Source organism: Christiangramia portivictoriae DSM 23547 (assembly GCF_000423045.1).
GTDB lineage: Bacteria > Bacteroidota > Bacteroidia > Flavobacteriales > Flavobacteriaceae > Christiangramia > Christiangramia portivictoriae.
Genome location: NZ_KE383971.1, coordinates 117,258 through 142,341, shown reverse-complemented (window position 1 = coordinate 142,341; position 25,084 = coordinate 117,258). Strand labels below are relative to the sequence as shown.

Annotated in this window: 26 protein-coding genes; 7 read left to right on the top strand and 19 right to left on the bottom strand. The window is 40.7% G+C overall.

The features are described from left to right. Nucleotides 1-31: 31 nt before the first annotated feature. From ftsA to mraZ, 12 genes are read right to left on the bottom strand one after another with little or no spacing between them, the layout of a single operon-like run. Complete coding sequence (gene ftsA / locus G529_RS0108990; RefSeq protein ID WP_026915211.1) at nucleotides 32-1,387, bottom strand: cell division protein FtsA; 1,356 nt, start codon at nucleotides 1,385-1,387, stop codon at nucleotides 32-34. A gap of 3 nt (nucleotides 1,388-1,390) precedes the next feature. Then, a complete protein-coding gene (locus G529_RS0108985) occupies nucleotides 1,391-2,107 on the bottom strand; it encodes a cell division protein FtsQ/DivIB (RefSeq protein WP_026915210.1) in 717 nt (238 codons plus the stop codon). After that, complete coding sequence (gene murC, locus G529_RS0108980; protein WP_026915209.1) at nucleotides 2,097-3,455, bottom strand: UDP-N-acetylmuramate--L-alanine ligase; 1,359 nt, start codon at nucleotides 3,453-3,455, stop codon at nucleotides 2,097-2,099. Before murC ends, G529_RS0108985 begins: the two co-directional genes overlap by 11 nt. After that, a complete protein-coding gene (murG, locus tag G529_RS0108975; RefSeq protein ID WP_026915208.1) occupies nucleotides 3,456-4,553 on the bottom strand; it encodes an undecaprenyldiphospho-muramoylpentapeptide beta-N-acetylglucosaminyltransferase in 1,098 nt (365 codons plus the stop codon). It lies immediately after the preceding gene. After that, the gene (locus G529_RS0108970) at nucleotides 4,550-5,758 is read right to left on the bottom strand and encodes an FtsW/RodA/SpoVE family cell cycle protein (RefSeq protein ID WP_026915207.1); all 1,209 of its coding nucleotides are present in this window, start codon (nucleotides 5,756-5,758) and stop codon (nucleotides 4,550-4,552) included. Before G529_RS0108970 ends, murG begins: the two co-directional genes overlap by 4 nt. Nucleotides 5,759-5,779: 21 nt before the next feature. Then, complete coding sequence (gene murD / locus G529_RS0108965; protein ID WP_026915206.1) at nucleotides 5,780-7,114, bottom strand: UDP-N-acetylmuramoyl-L-alanine--D-glutamate ligase; 1,335 nt, start codon at nucleotides 7,112-7,114, stop codon at nucleotides 5,780-5,782. A gap of 1 nt (nucleotide 7,115) precedes the next feature. After that, nucleotides 7,116-8,348 (bottom strand): phospho-N-acetylmuramoyl-pentapeptide-transferase, encoded by a 1,233-nt coding sequence (mraY, locus tag G529_RS0108960; RefSeq protein ID WP_026915205.1) that lies wholly within the window; start codon nucleotides 8,346-8,348, stop codon nucleotides 7,116-7,118. Next, nucleotides 8,348-9,814, bottom strand: coding sequence for a UDP-N-acetylmuramoyl-L-alanyl-D-glutamate--2,6-diaminopimelate ligase (locus G529_RS0108955; RefSeq protein WP_026915204.1), 1,467 nt, complete (start codon nucleotides 9,812-9,814; stop codon nucleotides 8,348-8,350). The genes mraY and G529_RS0108955 overlap by 1 nt, the downstream gene beginning before the upstream one ends. After that, the gene (locus G529_RS0108950; protein WP_026915203.1) at nucleotides 9,814-11,805 is read right to left on the bottom strand and encodes a penicillin-binding protein; all 1,992 of its coding nucleotides are present in this window, start codon (nucleotides 11,803-11,805) and stop codon (nucleotides 9,814-9,816) included. Before G529_RS0108950 ends, G529_RS0108955 begins: the two co-directional genes overlap by 1 nt. A gap of 7 nt (nucleotides 11,806-11,812) precedes the next feature. Next, nucleotides 11,813-12,130 carry an FtsL-like putative cell division protein gene (locus G529_RS0108945; protein ID WP_026915202.1) on the bottom strand — a complete coding sequence of 106 codons (318 nt, stop codon included), beginning with the start codon at nucleotides 12,128-12,130 and terminating at the stop codon, nucleotides 11,813-11,815. Nucleotides 12,131-12,135: 5 nt separating this feature from the next. Continuing rightward, nucleotides 12,136-13,044: a 16S rRNA (cytosine(1402)-N(4))-methyltransferase RsmH gene (gene rsmH / locus G529_RS0108940; protein WP_035695878.1), complete on the bottom strand. Its 909-nt coding sequence runs from the start codon at nucleotides 13,042-13,044 to the stop codon at nucleotides 12,136-12,138. Continuing rightward, nucleotides 13,019-13,489, bottom strand: coding sequence for a division/cell wall cluster transcriptional repressor MraZ (gene mraZ, locus G529_RS0108935; protein ID WP_026915200.1), 471 nt, complete (start codon nucleotides 13,487-13,489; stop codon nucleotides 13,019-13,021). The genes rsmH and mraZ overlap by 26 nt, the downstream gene beginning before the upstream one ends. 290 nt (nucleotides 13,490-13,779) lie before the next feature. Here mraZ and G529_RS0108930 point away from each other — a divergent pair, with 290 nt between their 5' ends. The 3 genes from G529_RS0108930 to G529_RS0108920 are packed head-to-tail and all read left to right on the top strand — an operon-like array spanning nucleotide 13,780 to nucleotide 15,870. Continuing rightward, the gene (locus G529_RS0108930) at nucleotides 13,780-14,544 is read left to right on the top strand and encodes an alpha/beta fold hydrolase (RefSeq protein WP_026915199.1); all 765 of its coding nucleotides are present in this window, start codon (nucleotides 13,780-13,782) and stop codon (nucleotides 14,542-14,544) included. Between the two features lie 12 nt (nucleotides 14,545-14,556). After that, on the top strand, nucleotides 14,557-15,162 hold the full coding sequence (gene yihA, locus G529_RS0108925) for a ribosome biogenesis GTP-binding protein YihA/YsxC (protein ID WP_026915198.1): 606 nt from the start codon (nucleotides 14,557-14,559) through the stop codon (nucleotides 15,160-15,162). Beyond that, entirely contained in the window at nucleotides 15,163-15,870 is a 708-nt protein-coding gene (locus G529_RS0108920; protein ID WP_026915197.1) for a hypothetical protein, read from the top strand. Here G529_RS0108920 and G529_RS0108915 read toward each other — a convergent pair. From G529_RS0108915 to gldB, 3 genes are read right to left on the bottom strand one after another with little or no spacing between them, the layout of a single operon-like run. Then, nucleotides 15,867-16,226 (bottom strand): hypothetical protein, encoded by a 360-nt coding sequence (locus tag G529_RS0108915; protein ID WP_026915196.1) that lies wholly within the window; start codon nucleotides 16,224-16,226, stop codon nucleotides 15,867-15,869. The genes G529_RS0108920 and G529_RS0108915 overlap by 4 nt on opposite strands. Further along, nucleotides 16,227-16,565, bottom strand: a complete 339-nt coding sequence (gene gldC, locus G529_RS0108910; protein ID WP_026915195.1) for a gliding motility protein GldC — start codon at nucleotides 16,563-16,565, stop codon at nucleotides 16,227-16,229. Next, nucleotides 16,565-17,524: a gliding motility lipoprotein GldB gene (gldB, locus tag G529_RS0108905; RefSeq protein WP_026915194.1), complete on the bottom strand. Its 960-nt coding sequence runs from the start codon at nucleotides 17,522-17,524 to the stop codon at nucleotides 16,565-16,567. Before gldB ends, gldC begins: the two co-directional genes overlap by 1 nt. Before the next feature lie 106 nt (nucleotides 17,525-17,630). On the opposite strand from gldB, the gene nadE reads away from it, so the two are divergent. Together nadE and G529_RS0108895 are read left to right on the top strand one after the other, a co-directional pair. After that, nucleotides 17,631-18,422, top strand: coding sequence for an NAD(+) synthase (gene nadE / locus G529_RS0108900; protein ID WP_026915193.1), 792 nt, complete (start codon nucleotides 17,631-17,633; stop codon nucleotides 18,420-18,422). A 115-nt stretch (nucleotides 18,423-18,537) separates the two neighbouring features. Beyond that, complete coding sequence (locus tag G529_RS0108895) at nucleotides 18,538-19,176, top strand: response regulator (RefSeq protein ID WP_026915192.1); 639 nt, start codon at nucleotides 18,538-18,540, stop codon at nucleotides 19,174-19,176. Here G529_RS0108895 and dnaG read toward each other — a convergent pair. The 4 genes from dnaG to G529_RS0108875 all read right to left on the bottom strand — a co-directional run bounded on the left by dnaG (nucleotide 19,169) and on the right by G529_RS0108875 (nucleotide 23,640). Next, on the bottom strand, nucleotides 19,169-21,127 hold the full coding sequence (gene dnaG / locus G529_RS0108890) for a DNA primase (protein ID WP_026915191.1): 1,959 nt from the start codon (nucleotides 21,125-21,127) through the stop codon (nucleotides 19,169-19,171). The two genes, G529_RS0108895 and dnaG, sit on opposite strands and share 8 nt — an antisense overlap. 114 nt (nucleotides 21,128-21,241) lie before the next feature. Further along, a complete protein-coding gene (locus G529_RS0108885) occupies nucleotides 21,242-22,270 on the bottom strand; it encodes a hypothetical protein (RefSeq protein ID WP_026915190.1) in 1,029 nt (342 codons plus the stop codon). Between the two features lie 49 nt (nucleotides 22,271-22,319). Further along, complete coding sequence (locus tag G529_RS0108880) at nucleotides 22,320-23,090, bottom strand: hypothetical protein (protein ID WP_026915189.1); 771 nt, start codon at nucleotides 23,088-23,090, stop codon at nucleotides 22,320-22,322. Continuing rightward, the gene (locus G529_RS0108875) at nucleotides 23,077-23,640 is read right to left on the bottom strand and encodes an RNA polymerase sigma factor (RefSeq protein WP_026915188.1); all 564 of its coding nucleotides are present in this window, start codon (nucleotides 23,638-23,640) and stop codon (nucleotides 23,077-23,079) included. Before G529_RS0108875 ends, G529_RS0108880 begins: the two co-directional genes overlap by 14 nt. A 117-nt stretch (nucleotides 23,641-23,757) precedes the next feature. Here G529_RS0108875 and rluF point away from each other — a divergent pair, with 117 nt between their 5' ends. Together rluF and G529_RS16525 are read left to right on the top strand one after the other, a co-directional pair. Beyond that, the gene (gene rluF / locus G529_RS0108870; protein ID WP_026915187.1) at nucleotides 23,758-24,549 is read left to right on the top strand and encodes a 23S rRNA pseudouridine(2604) synthase RluF; all 792 of its coding nucleotides are present in this window, start codon (nucleotides 23,758-23,760) and stop codon (nucleotides 24,547-24,549) included. Between the two features lie 102 nt (nucleotides 24,550-24,651). Further along, nucleotides 24,652-25,074 (top strand): VOC family protein, encoded by a 423-nt coding sequence (locus tag G529_RS16525; RefSeq protein ID WP_026915186.1) that lies wholly within the window; start codon nucleotides 24,652-24,654, stop codon nucleotides 25,072-25,074. Nucleotides 25,075-25,084 lie beyond the last annotated feature (10 nt).

Here is a 25,084-nt window from a genome sequence, read left to right as displayed (position 1 = left end):
TTTACTGGTTACTGGTTGTATTGTATCTATTTTATTCTGCGTTGTCTAAGAAATCCTTGAATTTCTCTGCCCATTTATCAAAGATGCTCTTACGGGCAACTTTGCTGGAAGAGGGCTCTTCCCTGTACGTATCATATTCATCTTCTTCTTCATCATGCTGCTCATCGACCTTCTCTTCCAGCGATCGTTTTTGTGAGAGCAGGACTTCTTCCTGATACTTATTATTCCCCTGCTCAAGGCTGTTCATTACCAATCCTACAGCCGTGGCATAGACCGGACTGGTGGTTTCTGAATCGTTATTGCCAGCAAGATGTTCGTTAGGATATCCTATTCGTGTATCCATCCCGGTAATATATTCAACCAGTTGCTTAAGGTGCTTCAATTGGGCACCACCACCGGTTAGAACAATTCCTGCGATCAATTTCTTTTTTTGCTCATCATGACCGTAATTCTTGATCTCCAGGTAAACCTGGTCGATGATCTCCACGACACGTGCGTGAATGATCTTGGAAAGATTCTTCAAAGTGATTTCCTTCGGCTCTCTCCCGCGCAAACCTGGAATAGAAACAATTTCGTTGTCCTTATTCTCACCTGGCCATGCAGATCCAAATTTTATTTTTAAAAGCTCTGCCTGCTTTTCGATAATGGAACATCCTTCTTTAATGTCTTCAGTAATCACATTTCCACCAAAAGGAATCACTGCGGTGTGCCTGATGATCCCATCCTTAAATATGGCAAGATCTGTAGTTCCACCTCCTATATCTATAAGCGCTACACCAGCTTCTTTTTCTTCCTGGCTCAGGACTGCATTGGCTGAAGCCAGTGGCTCCAGGGTCACTGCTGAAAGTTCCAGACCGGCGCTTTTCACACATCTGCCAATGTTTCTAATGGAAGAAACCTGTCCAACCACAACATGAAAGTTCGCTTCCAGTCTCCCACCGTACATCCCGATGGGCTCCTTGATCTCTGCCTGCCCATCTACTTTAAATTCCTGCGGAAGTACATGTATGATCTCTTCACCCGGAAGCATCACCAGTTTATGAACCTGGTTACATAGTGTGTGAATATCTTCTGAATCTATAACCTCATCTGGGTTATGCCTGGTAATATAATCGCTATGCTGAAGGCTTCGAATATGCTGCCCCGCGATTCCAACTACCACTTCACTTATCTTTAAACCACTGTCGGCTTCTGCCTCCTGTATTGCCTGTTGGATAGACTGGATCGTCTGGGTGATATTATTCACCACCCCGCGATGTACGCCAAGGGATTTTGATTTCCCTATGCCTACGATCTCTACTTTTCCATACTCATTTTTGCGACCTATCATGGCCACAATCTTGGTAGTTCCAATATCTAATCCTACTGCAATATCATTCTGTTCCATAAACTATTTTTTCGTGCAAACAACCTGGTCTCCAAATTGCAGGTTCACTTTTTTGTAGGTATTTAACTTCTTATCCTTCGTAGCCTTTTTATAAAAAGCTTTTAAATTGTTGAATTTGAGATCCACATTGGTGGTATCTCCAAAATATACTTCAAAATCATTCTCTCTCAGCTCCAAAGCATAGGCTTCTGCATTCAAACGGCTTATCCCGGTAATATGTTTTCTAAGAAAATCATCATTCTGAATATAACTCACGATTCCATAAACCTCAGCCACCGTGCTGCCATCAAAACCAAACATTAAAGGCACCCTGGCCGAGTAATATTTTGATAACGGCATGATCTCTCCATTTCTATCCAGGTAAAACGACGAGTTTCCAGCTACCCTGCCAATTGGTTTTCTTTGACTTACGGTTGCCTTCAGTTTGCCGTCGAGCGTTAGAAATACTTCTGCATTTTCAATCATATCATGATCGTTCAGCATAGCTTCCACTCTATTCAAATCTAAAGTTTCTTTATCTATACTCGAGACACTGTCATTAGTTTGTATTAACAATTTATTAACCACTTCCTCAGTCACATAGAGGTTTTCCGTATCAGTGAAATTCACCATGATACCAGTTAAATTTCTGTTTTTATGGCGATGTTCTGCAAAGCCATATAAGCCTCCAAGGAGCAGGATTAAAATTAAAGGCTGTATAAATTTTAGACTACGCTTCATCCTGCAATGCTTTTTGAACAGATTCAACTTCATCTCCAATATCTCCAGCACCCATCATTACTACGATATCTGCATATTCCGACCTTATGGAATCAATGAGATCATGTTTACCCACAAGTCTTTTGTAATCATTATCTATTTGTTCCAGCAACCAGGCTGAAGTGATGCCTTCAATTGGGGTTTCTCGCGCAGGATAAATATCCATGAGAAATACCTTATCAAATTCTGAAAGGCTGGAGGCAAAATCTTCAGCGAAGTCACGGGTACGGCTAAACAAGTGGGGTTGAAAAACCGCAAGAACAATTTTACTGGGGTACATTGCCCGAACTGCCTGATGCACCGCAGAAATTTCTGTAGGATGATGAGCATAGTCATCAATTAGCACCAGTTTATCGGTTTTGATCTTATAATTAAATCTACGTCGAACACCTTTAAAAGAATATAAAGCCCTGGCCAGATCGAGGGTTGGGGATCCATATTCGATCGCCATCGCCAGGGCTGTTATAGCATTTAGCAAATTGTGGTTGCCGGGTAGATTAAATCTTAAATTTTCTAATGTTTGAGAAGGAGTCTTTAGATCAAAGACATAAGTACCATTCTCAATATTTACATTCTTAGCTGTATAGTCACTCGCATCATCTATGCCAATTGACTTTCCGCTTAAGGATAATTGACTGCTTACGAATAAGGTACCATTTTCGGGTATTTTCGAAGCGAACTCTTTAAAAGATTTTTCCAGTTCATCTTTACTTCCGTAGATATCCAGATGATCGGCATCCATGGAAGTAATTGCCGCAATATTAGGCGATAGCCGAAGAAAGGAGCGATCAAACTCATCTGCCTCAACCACAACGACCTCATCGCCCTGCATGATAAGGTTGGACTGAATATCTTCACTAATTCCGCCCAGGAATGCAGTTACTTTCGCGCCCGTTTCTTTAAGCAAATGACCTAGAATAGCTGTCGTGGTCGTCTTACCATGAGTACCGGCAACGGCCAGGCAAAATTTATTAGCGGTAACCATTCCCAGCAATTCAGATCTTTTCACGACCTGGAATCCTTGCTGCTGAAAATATCCAAACTGCTTATGATCCTTTGGAACGGCAGGAGTATACACCACGAGACTATTTTCCACATCTTTTAAGATATGCTGCGGAATAGTCTCAACCTCATCTGCATAATTAATAATTATTCCTTCCTTCTCCAGTTCTGCCGTAAGTTTTGAAGGTGTACGATCATAACCACAAACCACCGCAGCTTTCGCCTTGAAATATCTGGCAAGTGCACTCATCCCTATTCCACCGATACCGATGAAGTAAAAATGTTTTATGTGATCAGGATTCTTCATTTACTTTTTACTTACTAATTTTTCTACTTCGTCAACAATATCTGAAGTGGCATTTGGCAGCGCCAGTTGTTTTATACGTTTTGAAAATCTTTCCAGTCTTCTTTCATCTTTAAGAAAACTAAAAAAGCATGGATCGAATTTTTCTGTAAGTTCATCTTCAGTGATCATCAAAGCCGCGTCATGATCTGTTACCGCCATGGCATTTTTAGCCTGATGGTTTTCAGCAACATTAGGAGATGGTATAAATAATACCGGTTTTCCCACTATGCATAATTCTGAAACACTTCCTGCTCCAGCTCTAGAAATGATCACATCTGCAGCTGCATAGGCAAAGTCCATACGATTGATATATTCTTTAGCCACAATAGCCTCTGAAGCATATTTTTTATAATCTGAGTAATATAGCTTCCCAATCTGCCAGATTAACTGCACATTCTCCTGTTCGAACCTTTTTAAGTAGGTTTCAATCAATTTATTGATCCTTCTTGCACCCAGGCTTCCGCCCAAAATAAGTACAGTTTTCTTTCCTGGCTTCAGTTTAAAATATTCCTGAGCTTCCTGTCTTAGTTTATTGACCTCCAGAAGATCCTGTCTTACGGGATTTCCTGTAATGACAGTTTTTTCCGCAGGGAAATAATTTTTCACCTTTTCGTAGGCGGCACAGATAACGCTTGCATTCTTAGCAAGTATTTTATTGGTGATACCCGGCAGGCTATTCTGTTCCTGAACGAGTGTAGGTATATTTCTGGATATGGCTACCCTAAGTAGCGGGCCGCTGGCAAATCCACCAGTACCAATCACCACATCTGGTTTAAACCTTTTAATGATCTTTCTCGATTTGGAGATACTGCTAATGAGTTTAAAAGGAAATGATAAGTTTCTAAGACTTAAAGAACGATCGATCCCTGTGATCCACAATCCCTCAATTTGGTAACCAGCCTGAGGCACCTTCTCCATCTCCATTCGATCCTTCGCACCTACGAATAATATTTCAGCTTCTGGATGACGATTTTTGATCTCATCTGCAATCGCGATCGCAGGATAGATATGTCCACCTGTTCCACCACCTGATAATATAACTCGCATGTTCTTCTTCATATCGCTTCGCTCAAAATATCCAGAGGATTCTCCTCCTCGCCTTCAAGACTTTCATTTTCAAACTCTTTAATTTCCTCTCTTCTTGCACTTACACTTAAAATGATTCCCAGGGCAATGCAGGTCATCCAGATGGACGTTCCACCACTACTCACCAAAGGAAGCGTTTGTCCTGTAACAGGAAATAACTCCACCGCGACACCCATGTTGATAAGTGCCTGAAAAACTACAGGCAATCCAACGCCCATGACCACCAGCTTCCCAAATATGCTGCTCGCTTTGGTAGCCACGATGACAATTCTAAATAACAGGAGCAAATAAGCCAGCATGACTCCAAAAGCTCCAATCAATCCCATTTCTTCCACGATGATCGCGTAAATAAAATCTGATGAGGACTGCGGTAAAAAATTTCTTTGTACGCTTTTACCTATTCCAGTTCCGGTGATACCACCCTGAGCGATCGCAATTTTTGCTTTCTCAACCTGGTACTGCTCATCTGCTTCCTCGCCATCAAAAAATGTTTCGATCCGGCTGGACCAGGTATCGACCCTGTTGGGTAACAAACCCGGAAATGCTTTAGCCGTAAGTACGAAAATCCCCAGCATTACAATTCCAGCTCCAACAATTGCCGAGAGATATTTTATTGGATAACCACCTAAAAACATCAGTATCAAGGTCATGACGAAAATGATGGCCGTTGTAGAGAAATTGGCCGGCAAAATTAATATTAAAACCGCGAAAACAGGCGCCCAGAGCGGAATTATTGTTTCCTTAAAGGTGACTTTTTTTTCGGTGATTTTTGAAAGATACCTGGCAACATAAACCATTAAAACCACCGAGGCCAGAGTTGAAGATTGAAAGGATACGTTCAATACGGGAATTCGTATCCATCTACTGGCATACGCACCGTCTATGGTCGTTCCCTGTGCAATGGTAAAGATAAGCAACAGGATCACGACTGGAAGCAGTAATATACTGATACCCCGAAAATAGTGATATGGTATTTTATGAACCGCGAACAACAGGCAGAAACCAAGCAATAAATGAAAAAAGTGCATGATAAGAAACCCGGTTGTACTACCATCTCCATGGAGATAGGCCAGATTACTACTGGCGCTGTACACCGGTAAAAAGGAAAAGATCGCCAGCAAAGCTGCTACCGCCCAGATCACTTTATCACCTTTTAGATTTGCAAAAACGTTGCTCATTATTCGCTATTCAATACCTTGTTATAGATTACGCACGGCGTTCTTAAACTGTCTTCCTCTGTCTTCGTAATTTTCAAACAGATCGAAACTCGCACAGGCAGGAGATAACAACACATTATCACCCTTGTCGGCGAACCTGTACGCCACTTTCACCGCTTCTTCCATAGATGCCGTTTCAACCAGATTTTCCACGATATTACCAAAGGCACTCTTAATTTTTTCATTATCAACCCCCAGGCAAATGATCGCTTTCACTTTTTCATTAACCAATGGCAGCAGGTCATCATATACATTGCCTTTATCTACACCTCCAAGGATCCAGACAGTTTCAGACTCCATACTTTCCAGTGCATAATAGGTAGCGTTTACGTTCGTAGCCTTGGAATCGTTGATATACATAACATTGTTAATTTTCAGCACCTTTTCAAGACGATGTTCCACACCCTGAAAATTGGCCATACTTTCTCTGATGGTCTGCTTTCTAATTCGAAGCAACTGCGAAACGGTGGCCGCAGCCATTGCATTTTTGGTGTTATGTTTGCCCTGTAGGGATATATCTGATGTCGACATGGTGAACTCGGTATTATTTATTTTTATAACAATATTTGTATCTTCTAAGTAAGCGCCATTTTCAAGTTTCTTTTCCATCGAAAATGGCAGCTTTTGTGCTCTCACAGAATTTTTCTCAAGCCATTCTGTGATCACTGGATCATCTGCATCATAGATGAAATAATCTTCGGCTGTCTGGTTTTTTGTAATTCTGAATTTTGATTCTATATAATTTTCAAATTTGTAATCATAGCGATCTAAATGATCTGGTGTTATATTAGTCAGGATCGCGATATGTGGTTTAAAATCGCTGATCCCGTCCAGCTGAAAACTGGATAACTCCAGCACGAACCAATCATGCCGATCTTCAGCAACCATTTTCGCATAGCTGTTTCCAATATTTCCACCCATTCCTGAATTGATGTTTCCATTCTTCAGTAAATGCTGAATTAGATTGGTCACCGTGGTCTTACCATTACTGCCTGTGATCCCGATTACGGGAGTTTCAGAAAACCAGGAAGCAAATTCAATTTCTGAGATAACAGGAATATCGTTCTTCCGAAGCTTTACAACCAGCGCAGCAGTATCGGGAATTCCCGGACTTTTCATTACCACATTCGCATTGAGAATCTTTTCTTCTGAATGTTGTTCATCTTCCCAATCTATTTCAAGTTTTGTAAGAACATCACGGTACTTATCCTTGATCCTTCCTTTATCAGAAAGAAACACGTCGTATCCTTTTTCCTTTCCCAGGATGGCAGTACCTACGCCACTTTCTCCACCTCCAAGTATGACCAGTCTTTCCATCCTAGCGTACTTTTAAGGTGACGATGGTAAGAATTGCGAGGAATATTCCAATAATCCAGAATCTTACTACGATCTTACTTTCGTGCCTGCCTTTTTTCTGATAATGGTGATGAAGTGGTGACATTAAAAATATCCTTCTACCTTCACCATATTTCCTCTTGGTCCATTTGAACCAGCCTACCTGCATCACCACTGATAGATTTTCTACCAGGAAGATTCCGCATAAAAGAGGAATCAGTAATTCTTTTCTAGTTGCAATAGCCAGAACCGCAATGATCCCACCAATGGTCAAACTTCCGGTATCTCCCATGAAAACCTGCGCGGGATAAGTATTATACCATAGAAAACCTACCAGTGCACCTGCGAAAGCTGTTATGAAAATGGTCATTTCTCCAGATCTCGGTATGTACATGATATTGAGATAATCTGAAAAAATGATGTTACCGGAAACCCACGCGAAAATACCCAGGGTGAGTACGATTATAGCTGAAGATCCCGCGGCGAGTCCGTCGATCCCATCGGTCAGGTTTGCTCCGTTTGATACCGCCGTAACGATAAAGATCACGATAGGAATAAAAATGAGCCATGCATAGTTCACAAGGTCTGCATCTATCCAGCTTATCAGGCTGGAGTATTCAAATTCGTTGTCCTTTACAAAAGGAATGGTCGTACTGGTATCCTTTATTTCCGGACCCATATCCACAACTTCTGCTCTGGCGATCACATTTTCAGTTGGGTTTGTTTCAGTGATTACCTCTTTCGTGGTCACCTGCGGATGAAAATACATGGTACATCCGACGATTAGACCCAGGCCAATCTGGCCAATCACCTTGAATATTCCTTTTAATCCTTCCTTATCTTTTTTAAAGGTTTTTATATAATCATCCAGAAAACCGATCGCTCCCATCCACAAGGTGGTAATGATCAACAGGATTACATAGATATTTTCCAGTTTTGCAAACAGCAGCACAGGGATAAGTGTCGCAACGATAATGATCACACCTCCCATGGTTGGCGTGCCTGCTTTTTCAGTCTGACCTTTTAATCCAAGATCCCTAACGCTTTCACCTATTTGTTTCGCTCTCAGGTAATTAATAATCCTTTTACCATAGATGGTCGAAATTCCCAGCGATAGAATAATAGCCATGGCAGATCTGAAAGACAGGAACTCAAATAACTGGGCTCCCGGCAGCTGATATCTATCTTCTAAAAATTTAAACAGGTAATACAGCATTATTTATCCAGAGTTTTTAGAAATTCCTTTACGATTTTGAGATCGTCAAAATCAAATCGTTCTCCATTCACCTCCTGGTAGGTCTCATGACCTTTCCCGGCAATTAGAATGATATCGTTATTGGTCGCCATCTGGCATGCAGTCCTAATGGCCTGCTTGCGATTGGTAACACTCATAATCTTTTTAAAATTCTGTGGTTCCACACCGGCTTCCACATCTTCTATGATCTTATCTGGATCCTCTGTTCTTGGATTATCACTGGTAAAGATCACTTTACTGCTTAGTGCCGATGCGATATGTCCCATTTTAGGTCGTTTCGTAGTATCGCGATCACCTCCACAACCTACAACTGTAATGAGATTTTCATTTTTTGTACGAATGCTGTTGATGGTCTCCAAAACATTCTTAAGAGCATCGGGAGTATGAGCGTAGTCTACAATCGCAGTGATTTTTTCTCTTTCGGAAATGATATATTGAAACCTTCCGCTAACAGAATTCAATTCGCTTATGATACGAAGCGTTTCCAGGGTTTTTAGACCTAACAATTCCGCAGTAGCATAAATCGCAAGAATATTGTAAGCGTTAAAAGTACCTATGAGTCTCGTCCATAATTCCTGATCTTTCACCTTCAGAAGTAAACCTGTAAAATTATTTTCAAGGATTTGCGCCTGGTAATCTGCATAAGATTTTAGTGCGTAGCTGTATTTCTTCGCTTTTGTATTCTGAAGCATCACTTCACCATTCTTATCATCTATATTGGTGAGCGCAAAAGCTGAAGCAGGTAATTCATCAAAAAACCTCTTTTTCACATTACGGTATTCTGCAAAGTCCTTGTGATAATCAAGATGATCATGCGAGAGATTAGTGAAAATACCGCCTGCAAATTTTAGAGCGCTTGTGCGATGCTGATCAATCCCATGTGAACTTACTTCCATAAAGCAGAATTCCACACCGGCATCATTCATCTCACTTAAATGGGAATTGATACTTATAGAATCTGGAGTGGTTCGAATAGCAGTTCGCTCTTCGTCTCCAATCATGATCTTTACGGTAGAAAGAAGTCCGCACTTAAACCCAGCTTTGGTAAACAGGTCATAGAGCAAAGTCGCAATGGTTGTTTTCCCGTTAGTTCCGGTAACTCCCACCAACTTTAGATTTTCTGAGGGATTCTCGTAATAATTAGCTGCAATATATGCCAGGGCTCTCTTAGAGTCTGCAACTTCAATATAGGTGACGCCGTTGACTTTTTCCTTCGGAAGCTCCTCACACACAATGGCCAGCGCGCCCTGATTTTCAGCATTTTTTATATAGTCGTGACCGTCACTAAGACTTCCACGAATGGCGATAAAAACATCATTTAGAGAAACTTTTCTGGAATCAAAATGAATATCACGTATGGTCACCCCGGTATCTCCGGAAACCGATTTGATATTCACTTTGTAGAGTATGTCTTTTAAAACCTGCATTAACTCAATTCTAGATTTACAATGGCGTTATTATCTAATTTTTGTCCTGCCGAAACAGATTGTCTTTTTACAATACCTTTTCCATTCAACCGCACCTGTATCCCCAGATTTTCAAGGATAGAGATCGCGTCCATAGCCGGCATCCCGGTGACATCTGGCATTAGCATTTTTTCGTTCTGAATGCTCGCATAGTACGTATCGAAATCTGATTGGATATCCTCATTTTCAAATTCAAGGTTCTCCAGCTCATCCATCACCGGGGTATCGGTATATATCTTTCTGGCGATATCCTTAAAAACCGGTGCCGCCACGATATTTCCATAATATCCCTTTCTTCTGTTTGGTTTATGGATTACTACGATACAGGAGTATTTAGGATCTTCCGCAGGAAAATATCCAGCGAAGGAGGCTATATATCTGCCTGGCTCTATCCAATATTCGGTCTGGCAGGTTCCAGTTTTTCCAGCCATCGAAAAGTTCTCTGTATATATGTTTGCAGCTGTACCGCGTTCTACAGTATTTTTCATCATCTCACGAACTTTCGCTGCAGTTTCCGGAGAACAGATAGATGGATTCATCACCTGTTTGTCCATCGTAAGAATAGCTTTATCCCGATCCTTTACCGCCTTGATGAATCGTGGCTTGATCATTTCACCATCGTTTGCGATCGCGTTGTAGAAAGTAAGTGTTTGCAAAGGTGTGATAGCCACCCCATACCCAAAGGCCATCCAGGGAAGACTCAAACCATTCCAGGACTTATCTTCAGGATGAGGAATTCGAGGGGACCCTTCTCCCTTTATTTCAAGACCAATCTTATCATTAAGTCCCATATCATATAATCTGTCCACGAATTTCGAAGGATCATTCTTATAACCCTCGGTGATCATTTTTGTAAATGCAGTATTCGAAGACAATTCAAATGCTTTCGCCGCTGAAATCTCCCCATAACCACCATGATGCGAATCGCGTACAGGACGACCATAATACCGAACCACCCCCTTCTCTGTATCGATTACCTGGCTGGTATCCACCACCTCATCTTCAAGGGCGGCTACCATGGCCATTAATTTGAAAGTGGAGCCAGGTTCATGCGCTTCGTAAACAGCGTAATTTCTTTTTTCGAAGTAGTTGCCATCTTCTGTACGGCCAAGGTTAGACATTGCTTTGATCTCTCCGGTTGCGGTTTCCATAACCACTACAGTCCCGTGATCTGCTTCAAAATGTTCCAACTGGCGTAATAATGAATGATGTGCTATATCCTGTATGTTCACATCGATGGTAGAGATAACGTCATAGCCATCTTTGGGCTCCATTTCGTTATTATCGCTAATAGGCTTCCATTGTCCCTTGGCTATTTTCTGCTTCAGGCGTCGACCGTCTGTCCCTCTTAGATAATTGCTAAAGGCCCCTTCCAGACCAACGCGAGTAAAATACCCGTTCTCGTCCCTGCGCTCATAACCTACCGTTCGTTCACCCATTTTACCAAGCGGGTGTTCCCTTACCGTGCTTTGCTCTGTGATCATCCCACCTTTATAAGCACCCAGATTGAACATAGGAAAACTCTTGATCTTCATGTATTCTGAATATCCAAGGTTCTTGGCAATTAGCACATAACGTTGCTTATTGGCACGAGCTGTTCTTAATTTCTGAGAGTAATAGGAAGCTGAACGGCCAAGCATTTTAGAGAGTTTTGCAGACAGTTCTCCAATATTCTCTTCAAAATTTTTGTCTGAAACAGTTACAGCGTCAAAACGAATATCATATTTGGGAACTGAAGTAGCCAAAAGATTTCCGTTAGAATCATAAAGATTCCCACGGTTGGCTGGAATTTTAAAATTTCTTAAGGTGCGCTCTTCCGCAAGACTTTTGTAATGTTCACCATGAACAAACTGAATATTCAACAACTTAACCCCTACCGCGATCGCGAAGAGGAACAGGCAGCCGGCCACGAAGTACATACGATTCAGGATGCTTTTTTCTGTTGTTGCCATTTAAGGTTTATTCTTTTATGATGACTCTAATTTTGTTCGGTGGCGTATCAGACGGCCCAATACCTTTACCCGACATAGCTTCGGTGATAGTGGATTCCATTTTGATCTTCATAAGATCTGATCTTCGCTCAATATGCTCACTTCTCAATTCCTTTACTTCTGTGCTCAATCTTGCGATCTGGTGCACTTTTTTTTCTGCGTTGTGAGAACTGGCGATCATAATGATAGCCAGAACGGTACAATAGACGATGAACCGCCAGTTTTTTACAGCATCTTCGCTAATTAGAAAATTAGCCTTGAGTATATTGTAAAAGCCTTTTTTCATAGTATTTACAGCTTATGCGCCACTCTTAATTTGGCGCTTCTTGCCCTGTTATTTCTCTTTATTTCGTCTTTGGTTGGCACAATCAGGCCACCGGCTTTCTTAAAAGGAACATCGATATTACCATACATATCTTTCTCCGGTTCTCCTTCAAACAATCCACTTCTTATGTATCGCTTCACCAGCCTGTCCTCAAGTGAATGGTAGGAGATCAGGCTCAACCTTCCGTCCGGACGAATCACTTCTTCAGTTTGCTGAAGAAATTCCTTCAGCACCTCAATTTCCTGATTCACTTCTATTCGAATAGCCTGATAGATCTGCGCAAGGATCTTATTTTCCTTTCCGCGGAACAACAGCGGCATTAAAAGTTCTTTGAGCTCGTCACTGGTCTCAATTGGCCCATTGGTTCTTTGCTCGACAATGGTTCGGGCCAGTTTGGGAGCGTTCTTCAAATCTGCATAGGCATAGAACAACGTCTTCAACTGCTCCTCTTCGTATTCATTAATGACTTCATACGCACTCAACTTATCTCCTTGGTTCATCCTCATGTCCAGCCTGGCATCGAATCTTGTACTAAAGCCTCTTTCAGCTTCATTGAACTGATGCGAGGAAACCCCGAAATCACCAAGAATGCCATCAACTTTTTTTACCCCGTAGAACCTTAGAAATCTTTTTAAAAACCTAAAGTTCTCATTGATGAGCGTAAAACGTGCATCATCTATTTTATTCTGAAGCGCGTCCTTGTCCTGGTCAAAAGCGAATAGTTTACCCGCCGGTCCCAACCTGCTAAGGATCTCCCGGGAATGACCTCCACCTCCAAAGGTCACATCTACATACACTCCGTCTGGCTTGATATCAAGACCATCTACAGATTCCTTTAAGAGTACTGGATTATGATATTCCATCGAAGTCGTCATTTCCCATCACTTCTTCAGCAAGACTTGCAAAGTCCTCATCTGAAGAACCGCCGATGGCAGTTTCGTATTTATCCTTATCCCAAATCTCCACGATGGCGATCGCAGAAGACAGGACGATCTCTTTCTCAATCCCGGCAAAACCTATCAGGTCCTTCGGAATCAAAAGACGTCCATTTGAGTCCACCTCCACAGTTTTTACACCGGCCGTGAACCTTCTTATAAAGTCATTATTTTGCTTTTTAAACCTGTTAAGTTTATTGATCTTCGTCATCATAAGATTCCATTGCTCCATTGGATATAATTCCAGGCAAGGTTGAAAAACCGATCTTTTGATGACAAACCCATCCTGCAACATTGGAGACAATTGCTTTTTTAATGCTGAAGGAACCATTAACCGGCCCTTAGCATCAACTTTACATTCGTATGTTCCAATGAGATTTACCACGATCTTACTTTACAAAGTCAAATATATTGAAAATAATACCACATTTTACCACTTTCTACCACAATGTTGATAAGTTTTACCACCGTATGTGATTGAAAACCTTCTAAATAGCTCTATTTCCTTATTATTCAGACTTTTGAAAAATCGTGGGAAAAAGTGGAGCGCTGAGTAGTTTTTTCTTCTCGAATCTTCTATTCCCACTTCCCGGAAATGAGCTTGCAGTTAATCAAAAATGATTATACTTGTATCGAAATCGCTATATTTGCGATTGCTAACCGCAAAGGCTATCAATGAAAGATCACTTAAGGCAGGAGGGGAAATTCACATATCTAGAAAAAGGCGAAGGCACCCCGATTGTTATTCTTCACGGACTTATGGGAGGCCTAAGTAATTTTGACGGAGTTGTAAGTCACTTTCCGGAAAATGGCTATAAGGTTTTAATCCCGGAATTACCACTTTATTCGATGTCCCTACTTAAAACCAGTGTAGGCACGTTCGCGAAATATCTAAAGGAGTTTCTGGACCATAAAGGTTTTGATAAAGTGATCTTATTAGGTAATTCTTTGGGAGGTCATATAGCTCTTCTGGCTACCAAAATGTTTTCTGAAAGCGTAAAAGCTTTAGTTATTACCGGTAGTTCTGGCCTTTACGAAAATGCTATGGGTGAAAGCTACCCGAGACGCGGGGATTACGACTTTATCAAGAAAAAAGCTGAAGCTGTTTTTTACGACCCAAAGGTTGCCACCAAGGAAATCGTTGATGAAGTTTATGAAACAGTAAGTGATCGCAATAAACTGGTTAAAACACTGGCCATTGCCAAGAGCGCCATTCGTCACAATATGGCGAAAGACCTGCCTAAGATGCAAACACCAACCTGCATCATCTGGGGAAAGAACGATACAGTAACTCCTCCAGAGGTTGCCGAAGATTTTCAGAGATTACTACCAGATTCAGATCTTTACTGGATCGACAAGTGTGGTCACGCCGCAATGATGGAGCATCCAGAGGAATTCAACCAGGTGTTACACGCATGGCTTAAAGAAAGAGCTATTTAAAAATCTTTTATTATGAAGATCAAAACTGCAGAATTCGTTATTAGCAATTCGAAAGTTGATCATTGTCCCAACAGTTCGCTGCCCGAGTACGCGTTTATTGGCCGCAGTAATGTTGGGAAATCATCGCTTATCAATATGCTCACGGGTAGAAAGGCATTGGCTAAAACTTCGGCAAAACCAGGAAAAACTCAGCTAATCAATCATTTCCTGATCAATAAGAACTGGCACCTTGTAGATTTACCAGGTTATGGTTACGCCCAGGTTTCAAAATCCACAAAGAAGGTCTTTCAGAAATTCATTACCGCCTATTTCGAGCAACGTAAACAAATGGTATGTGCATTTGTTCTAATTGATTCCAGACATTCCCCTCAACCTATCGACATGGAGTTCATGCAATGGATGGGTGAAAACGCGATCCCATTCTGTATCATTTTTACCAAAGCCGATAAGCTGAAACCAAAAGTTCTCGATAAACATATCGCCAATTACAAGGCTGAAATGCTGGAAAGCTGGGAGGAGATGCCAGAATATTTTATTACTTCAGCATCTGCAGGTTTAGGTAAAGAGGAAGTTCTGGGTTATATCGAAGGTATCAACGAACAGTTGAATAGTAAGTAAATGCAAATTGGATGTATCAGAATAATATACACCCTTTTTAGCATACTCCTGCTATTCTCTTGCAGTACCCATAAGGTTCCGCCCACTAACTTTTACCTGGATAAGGATGGAAACTCTATTTCTAAAGAAGCCTTCGATGCAAAATTAGTAACTGGAACCAGCGACTATGCCTTATGGAAATATAAAGCCAAGGATAGTAGGATGGTTCTAAGATTCAGTCATCCTGAATACGAAACCTACAATATCAATTACCGGCAGTTTAAGAAATCTATGACGAATCTCACCGGCAAGACATATACAGATAAAACCATTTTCATCCTGCATTACATCTTTAAAAATGATTACTGCACTAATGCAGCGCCAAATAAATGGACTCCGCAGCGTATTAATAACAAATACCGATATCTATCCAGCAATTTAAAACAAGTACAGAAGAAGTATCCTCAGGTTGTGTTCTCCAGCCATTTTCAAAAAGGCATTATGCTGCCTGAACTTAAAGAAAATCAGAAGAAAATGATTTTCCAGGATCAATCTGGTTTTTTGCGAAAGGCTTTATTTCAGAATCCTAGTTTATGCGGTTCTTACGCGATTATCAAACCAAATGGAGAAATGTTAATAAGAAATGGCGAATATGGTTTACAGGGTATTGCGAAACATCTTGAGCCGGCCAACTGGTCACAATTTTTTCCGGTAGATCATAAAAATTAGGTTCTTTCCTTAATTTTTGAAATTAGCTCCTCAACCTCTGTAATTCCCTTTAATTCTGAAGTTGACACCAGCACTTCCAGACCTTTCTGGTTCTGCGCGAGAATGATCGGGAAGTCAAATTTATGTCCAAACTTGGAAGCATAGCTTTTCAAAAACTCATCTTTATGCAGGAATTCCATATCCAGATCGGCATTTTCACGAAAATGCCTCCATTGCTTTTTCTCGTCAAAAGCTCCATAGGTTAACTTACACAAACTACAATTGTATGAATTGGGATCTACAATTTTTTGAAATGCACCAATGATCGAATTCAGTTTGCCGGAGTCGGCATTGTAAACAAAAATCAGTTTTTCCAATTAGCCTCTTTTGATTTCAGTCTTTTCCGCAAAATAATCGCAGAAATCTTTCATAGTATCACGCATTTTATCGTCCTGGGTCGCTCGATAATAGGTGTCGCTCATAGAAACTAAAGTCTGATGAAAGAACTTTTTCATTTCATCTACCGGCATTTCCTTAGTCCACAAATCAATTCTCAAAGTTTCCTGATCTTTGCTATCCCACACCGAAAGCATCAGCGCTTTTGCATCTTCTTTATAGACATTTCCATCCTCAGCACTCCATGTTATATTTTCAGGAACGTGATTCTCATCGGTTACAACTTCTATATTGATCTCAGATTTTTTAAATTCTGGCATTATTTCCTTGGTTTAAAATTGGCATTATTAAAAATCTCTTCCGCAGATGTTTTCAGCATCCGGCTCAGGGATACGTCGTTCTTATCCATGTATGCTTTCACGATCTCAAGCCCAATATATTGACCTAACCTGGCCGGACTTTCAGCATCCAGCTGCAGGTAAAATTTTGAAAATGGGGCAGGATATAAAAAGCGTGTTTGCAACTGGTTGTCTGTATCGTATATAAGCTCGTTCTCTACAAAATATCTCCAGATCTGGGATTCATTAGCTTCTGCAAAGTCGTATTCGGCTTTAGTATAGCCTATTCTTCGTGCGGGATCAAGTGTTGGCAGCCATACTTCTTTTAGATACTGGATTTTTCCGTAATATACCATATGACTTAGAAAGGTTCGCGAATCTGGACCCGGCACGTATTTTTTCGCGATCTCTTCCGCAGCATCTACTACGATCTGATCTTTTTTAAAATTCTTTTTCAGGTAATTCTGAAGACCGGTATAGAATGGATGATCTGTACCCAAATAGGTGTCGAGGGAAACAAATAAATAATCTTCAGCATAAATTATTTTGTTCTTATAATCCACTTCTGAAGTTACTGTGATCACCGCCGGTATTTCAAACTCCGGAAAGTAATAGTTGATATGCTGGAAAAGCGCGTACAATTCATTTTCCTGTGTCGTAAAATCTGAAAACTCTTCCTCTACAGCCTGATTGATCTCCAGCTGAAGACTATCAGATAGTTTTTCTATCCAAACTGAATCTGGAAACTGCTCAGGAAATAGAAATGGATATTTTTGCTTTAATTCAGGTAACTGGCGGGGATCTGTACCCGCAAATTCCTGCTCAAATCTAATGACTTGCAGATCGAGCTCTATCGCTTCGATCTTTTCTTCAGTTCCTGTCTTTTGGTTACAGGAAACTACCAGAATAATGATGAACAAAACCAGGATCTTTTTAAGCATATCAGGCAATTAGGAAGGCTTTAACGCAGCCATCTTTTAAAAATTGGCTTTTAGTGTTAGATTTGTGAGGCAAAGGTATTACTTACTAATTAAATCACCCAACATTATGCAAACCGAAAAAGTCGCAGATCATATCATAAACTGGTTAAAAGAATACGCTACTAAAGCGAATATGAACGGATTTGTAGTTGGCGTGAGCGGCGGTATAGATTCAGCTGTAACCTCAACACTTTGCGCCAAAACAGGAATGCCTACTCTATGCCTGGAAATGCCAATTCACCAGGCCAGCAGCCAGGTTACCCGCGCAAGAAAGCATATTAGTGAGCTGGAACATAATTTTGCGAACGTGAGCAACCTAGAAGTAAATCTTACCCCGGTTTTTGAACAGTTTAAATCTGCAATGCCGCAGGAAAGAAAATCTCCTTCCCTTGATCTTACTCTGGCAAATTCAAGAGCAAGGCTGCGAATGACCACCTTATATTATTTTGCCGGTTTACATAAATATCTTGTTGCCGGAACTGGAAATAAAGTAGAGGATTTTGGAGTTGGATTCTATACAAAATACGGGGATGGTGGTGTGGACCTTAGCCCAATTGCCGATCTCATGAAAAGTGAAGTATACGCCCTTGGAAAATATCTGAATATTATTGAAGACATCATGACCGCAGCTCCCACAGACGGATTATTTGGTGATAGCCGAAGTGATGAGGACCAGTTAGGAGCTTCCTATGATGAACTGGAATGGGCTATGTCTCAAAAAGAAGCTGGAAAAGCCGCTGAAGATTTTGAGGGCAGGCAGCTGGAAGTCTTCCAGATATATTCGCGTTTGAATGCTGCGAATACACATAAGATGGTTCCGATTCCGGTTTGCGACATACCCGTTCATCTATTGAAATAATCATCTTGTCGAATATATGTAGCTGATTTCCCATAACAGTGGTCAAAGCAGTATTTTTAGGTTAAAGAAACCAAACTCAACGAGTTACCCCCGGACTTGTTTTTAACTTAGAATCATGTATCGAGTATTAATTGCAGACCATCATCCAATTATTTTTGAAGGGATCAAATGCGTACTTCAGAACAATCCGGCACTTCAGGTTACAGGCAGAGTAAGCAGTGGCACCCAGTTGTTCAGTCAGTTAGAAAAGAACGCTCCCGAAGTTTTGATCGTGGAACTGGATCTTCCGCAAATCAACGGTATCAACGCCATTAGAAGGATCAAGCAGGAATTTCCAGAAGTAAAAACACTAATTTTCAGTTCACATCCTGAAGAAATGTATGCTCTAAGTGCGATCAAAGCAGGAGCTGCTGGTTATATTTCCAAGCATACAGATAGTGAGACTCTGGAGAAGGCAATTTACCAGGTTGCACGAGGTGGGATCTACTTAAATCGCAAGATCACAGAAAAACTGAATTCCGGTATCACCAGAGGTAAGAGTTTGATTACAAAATTCAAGAAGCTTTCTACCCGCGAAACGGAAGTATTAAATCTGCTTTCTTCCGGAAAAAGAAATAAGGATATTGCTGAGGCGCTGGACATTAACGAAAAGACGGTGAGCACTTATAAAACCAGGTTACTGAAGAAATTGAAAGTGGACAATGTAGCAGATCTTATCACGCAATCCAGATTATTACAGCTTAATACTACATAACCCTGCCCAGGCGATCGGATAGAATCGTACTTAAACTGGTATAGCTCATAATATCCTGAATTTTTTCAGTGCGCTCCTCTTCTGAGGATACTTCGCGAATTTCTTCCATGAGTTCGTTGATCTTACGACCAACAAGAAATCTACGTAATGATAGTATAGTCTGCGTTACGAATTGGGCAACTCCCTGAGTTTTACTTTTAACAGGAATGTCATGACGTTCCCAATCATGAAGCTCATACTGCTCATCTTCCATTAGGATATCTGTGAGTTCAACAGCCTGAGATTTCTCAAGGTCATTAATGATCATTTCCACTCCAAATTCATCTTCAGAATTAAGCTTCTCTATCAATAATGAGAATAATTCTCTGAAATCCTTATTGGTAAATTCAATTTCATCTTCCTGAAGATCGAGGTAAATTTTTTCGAATACCTTGGCCTCCTGCACTTCAGATTCATACACCGGCTCACCCTGATCATTATGTTTTAAAATAACATCGTGAAATTCACCTTCCTGCCTTCCGTAGAGAACCAGCAGACTTATAATTTTTCGCTCCAGTATATATAGCTGATCTATTTTCTTTACCGGCGTAGTTTCTTCATTTCGAACCACCTGCATCGGTTTCTTCTCAGACCTGGACGGAGTCTTACCGTCCTTCTTCTCCAGTTGAGCTAAAGTGGCGTATAAAACATCTTCAGAAATATCCATGATCCTGGAGCATTCCTGCAAATAAACTTCCTTCTGGATATTATCTGGAATTTTCGCAATACTCTGTACCATGTCTCTAATGAGATCTGCCTTTTTCACCGGATCATTCTTAGCCTCATCCATGAGGAGAGAGGCCTTATAGGTAATAAAATCGTATGAATTTTCTTTGAGAAATTCCTCAAGTTCAGCTTCAGAATGTGAGCGGGCAAAACTATCCGGATCCTCACCTTCTGGAAACGGACAAACCTTCACGTTCATGCCCTGCTCCAGAATAAGATCGATTCCTCGCATAGATGCCCTGGTTCCCGCAGCATCGCCATCAAACAACACAGTGATATTCCTGGTCAACCTGTTAATTAACCTGATCTGCTCTGAGGTCAATGCCGTTCCAGACGAGGATACTGTGTTTTCGATACCACTTTGGTGAAACTGTATGACATCGGTATACCCTTCAACGAGGTAACAATTATCTTCTTTGGCAATAGATTGCTTGGCGTGATAAATCCCGTAAAGCACTTTACTCTTATGGTAAATATCACTTTCCGGAGAATTGAGGTATTTAGCTGCTTTCTTGGTGTTCCCGAGGATTCTTCCTCCAAAGCCAAGAACCCGTCCAGACATTGATTGGATGGGAAACATGACTCTTCCCTTAAAACGGTCGAATGTCTTCTCATCCTTCACAATACTCAGACCCGTCTTTTCCAGAAATTCCAGTTTGTATCCATCACCGAGTGCGTTTTTCGTGAAAGCATCCCATTCATCTGGAGAGTATCCCAGATCAAACTTTTTAATAGTTTCAGAAGTAAAGCCGCGTTCTTTAAAGTAGCTTAGACCTATTGCCTGACCTTCATCGGTCTTATGCATTTGCGTCTGAAAATATTTACTGGCATATTCTGAAACCAGGTACATACTTTCGCGCTCATCGGCTAGCTCTTTCTGTTCATCGGTTTGCTGCGTTTCCTCTACCTCAATACCGTACTTCTTTGCGAGATACTTGATCGCTTCAGGGTAATTGAAGTGTTCGTGCTCCATTAAAAACGCCACTACATTTCCTCCTTTTCCGCTACTAAAATCTTTCCAGATCTGTTTCACCGGGGATACCATAAAACTTGGAGAACGTTCGTCTGTAAAAGGACTAAGCCCTTTTAAATTACTACCAGACTTCTTCAATTGTACAAAATCCCCAATCACCTCCTCTACACGGGCGGTTTCAAAAACATTATCTATGGTGGTTCTGGAGATCAAATTTTCACAACTATTTAATGGAAAAATACAAAATGAAAAGGCTTCAAAAAAGAAAGAGCTTCAAAAATGATTACTCAAATTTAAAGCCCCGCAAAACTAAACTATATTGGCTAATTAATCAAGATCGAAACGAATTCCAAGTGAGACATTATTTAACTCCGGGTTTGGATCTTCAAAGATCGGGTTTAGATCATATTTTGCGTAGAGCGAAGTATTTCCCCATCCTACATAGGCACTCAATCCATATATAAAATCATTGGTGTTGTAATCAGATTTTAATTTTTCCTTGGTTCTGTCCCCATCTTCTTTATATTTAAGTTTCTGTCTTTCACCTAAACTGAAACCGGTATACCCTCCAAGACCAACTTTAAATTTTTTATAGGTTGAAAATGTATAATCTCCGTCATGGTCAATTTTCTTTGAAGGTCCAAACTCAAAATGCACCGGGATGACCAGGTTATCCATTCTGAATTTTGACTTGTTCAGGTCATATTCAAATTCCCGCAATTCTGTGATTCCATCGTTGTCAACCAGGAATCTGTTATCTGTAGGTTTGAGTCCGTTGAACTGAAATGAAACTCCGTATTTAAGCCTTAACCAGTTCGATTCTTCGAAAACTCTCGTATTCCACACCCAACCAATTTCGAAAAACCGACTCCCGCCAATTTTAAAATCTGAATCATTGAGGGATTGCCCGTCCAAAAGTGCATTATTAAATCCTGCTGCGACCATCAAAGTGGACGTGGTTCTTTTGTCCTCGTAATCAGGATCTTCTTTATCGTCTTCATCTTTCCAGGAGAAAACGAATGTTTTGTCACTTTCAACTTTAGATTCCTCGTTTCTTTCCAGAAGCGCGATTTTATTATCAAGGATAGCCAGACGATTTTCGATATTCAGCGCATGTTTCTTAGCAGCTTCCTCTTTCAGCTTATCGGCTTCCTGCATAGAAATTTCTTCGTTATCAAGTCGCTCATTGATAGCTTCTACTTCTGCCTTGAGTTCGTCCTTCTCCTGTTTGATGATGTTTTCGCGCTGTTTCTTTAGAACTTCGATCTTGTTCCCATTTGTAATTTCCACGGTTTGTGCGTCACACGGACTAAAACTAAGAATGCATAATGCGATTGTAATGAGTAATGATTTCATGATGTTTGGTATTTAGTTATTGATTGATGAATGACCCTCTTAGGGATACTTATTTTTCTTCGGAATGATCAAGTTTATTTGAAACAGCGACTGCTGCTTTCTGATAACCGGTTTTCACCAGTTCAAATACTTTCTCTTTAAATGACTCATAAACTTCAGCTTCCACATCTGCCAGCAAAGCATCTGCTGAAATTTCGCCAGACTTCCTGATGTTTTCATTTTGAAGATTAGCAATCGCATTATTTAACAATGCTTCCACTTCTGGATCGCTAACCTCTCCATTTTCAGATTCAAGCCTTGAAACCTCTGCCAGTACTTTATTCACTTCTTCGGAAATTTTCAAATCCTGTAAGGTAAATGGCGATATTATTTCTAATGGCTCTGGCTCGACCGATTTTACTATTGTGACTGAAGCTATCTGCTCTTTGTTGTTGGGACTAACTCTTACATCTTCGGAAACTGGATCTTTCTTATACTCTGGCTTTGATGCCTGCTGAGCTCGCGGTTCTTCAGTTTGTTGCTGCTCTGCCACCTGCACCGGATCCTCAAATTCATCGACGGTATTTTTAGAAGGATTCTGAATTTCCGGAGTGTTCACTATAGTATTTTTGACATTGCTATGCATGTTCAGGTAGATGATTCCGCAGAGCGCAAGCACAAAAATTGCAGCTATTGAGGAGATCCACCATCTATTATTCTTTCCCGAGCTTTCCTTTTTATCTAATTGTTCGCTAAGTTTATTCCAACTTCCAGCTGACGGACTGATCTCCCGGCTATCCAGTTTTTCCCTGATATGTTCTTCAAATTTAATTGGCGCCATAACTAGATGTATTATTGTTTTTGATTTTTTGCTGTAGCATCTTGCGAGCTTTGAACAGCTGGGATTTTGAGGTCCCTTCGCTTATTTCCAGCATTTCAGCAATTTCATGATGCCTGTAACCTTCTACGGCATACATGACAAATACTGCTTTATAACCTTCAGGCAGACTATCTATAAGTGATTGTATGTCTGCCACGTCCATTTCAGAATTAATATTATTCGCCACTTCGTTTCCAAACTCCGCATCTTCCTGAAATTCCATCTCTTTGAACTGCCTTAAAAAACTGATACTTTCCCGAACCATGATCTTCCTGATCCAGCCTTCAAAACTACCTTCTTCCTTAAAAGAATCCAGGTGAGTAAATACTTTCATGAAACCCTTCAACATTGTATCCTCGGCATGATGCAGATCCTTTATATACTGCCGGCAAACGCTTAACATTTTTGAAGCGTGCTTTTCATAGATCTGCTTCTGGGCATCCCTGCTACCAGCACTCGCTCTTTTGATAAGAGAGGATTCGTTCTTAAAAAGCTGTATTACTTTTACCATTTTCAAAAGGCCTTCTATTATATAGACGAGAGAAAGTTACAAAAGGTTGCCTGAGCTTTTAAAAATTTTATTTTTTTACAAATTCTGGCGTCCAAATTCTATCCTTATCTTTGTAACATGGCAGAGGAAGTTCGAATTAATAAGTATTTGAGTCAGTTAGGATATTGCTCCCGCAGAGAGGCAGACAAGTTGATTGACCAGGGCCGTATCACGATCAATGATAAAGTCCCAGAAATGGGGACCAAGGTAAAACCGGGCGATGTGGTAAAAGTGAATGGAGAACCTGTCTCCAAAGCCGAGCTTAAAGAACCAAATGTTTATATAGCTTTTAATAAGCCTGTTGGTATCGTTTGCACTACAGATACCCGAGTGGAAAAAGACAATATTGTAGATTATATTAATTACCCAAAACGAATATTTCCCATAGGCCGATTGGACAAACCGAGTGAAGGCCTTATTTTCCTTACCAATGACGGGGATATCGTCAACAAGATTCTGCGGGCGCGAAACAATCACGAGAAAGAGTATGTGGTCTCGGTAAACAAACCAATTACTTCAGAATTTATTCAAAAAATGTCTTCGGGCATTCCTATTCTGGATACAGTGACCCGGGAATGCGAAGTGGAAAAACTCGGAAGACATACTTTCAGGATCATTCTTACACAAGGTTTGAACAGACAAATTCGTCGCATGTGCGAATATTTAGACTATGAGGTGACCTCCTTAAAAAGAGTAAGAATCATGAATGTTTCCCTGGATCTTCCAGTAGGCCAATGGCGTGATCTTACTAGAGAAGAGCTGGACACGATCAATAGACTTACAGGAGAATCTACAAAAACTGAAGAAGGCTCCATTCTTGAACAAGGACAACACGAGAAAAAAAAGCGTCCTAGAATCTCCAAATCTTAACACAGAATTAGGCTGTTCTATGTAGCAATATTGGTAGTTCTTGTTAATTTTAAGTCATGAACCCTTAGAGTTCATTTTTTAGAACCAACCAATCTTAATTCTATGAAAGTACAGCCATTTCATTTAGCGATCCCGGTATCCAACCTGGAATCTTGCAGAAAATTTTATAAAGAAACCTTAGGTTGTGGAGAAGGTCGAAGTAGTGATCACTGGGTAGATTTCAATTTTTTTGGACATCAGCTCGTCATACATTACCAGGACCCAAAGGAAACGCCGAACTCAACTTCCAATCCTGTAGATGGCAAGGAAGTTCCGGTCCCTCATTTTGGGGTTGTATTGCAATGGGATGTTTTTCATGAATTTGCCGGTTTGTTAAAAAGAAAAAATGTCGATTTTGTCATAGAACCTTATATCAGGTTTGAAGGAAAACCAGGAGAACAGGCTACCATGTTTTTCAAAGATCCCTGCGGAAATGCATTGGAATTCAAAGCATTCAAGGATATGAGCCAGTTATTTGCAACATAGAACTTTCACT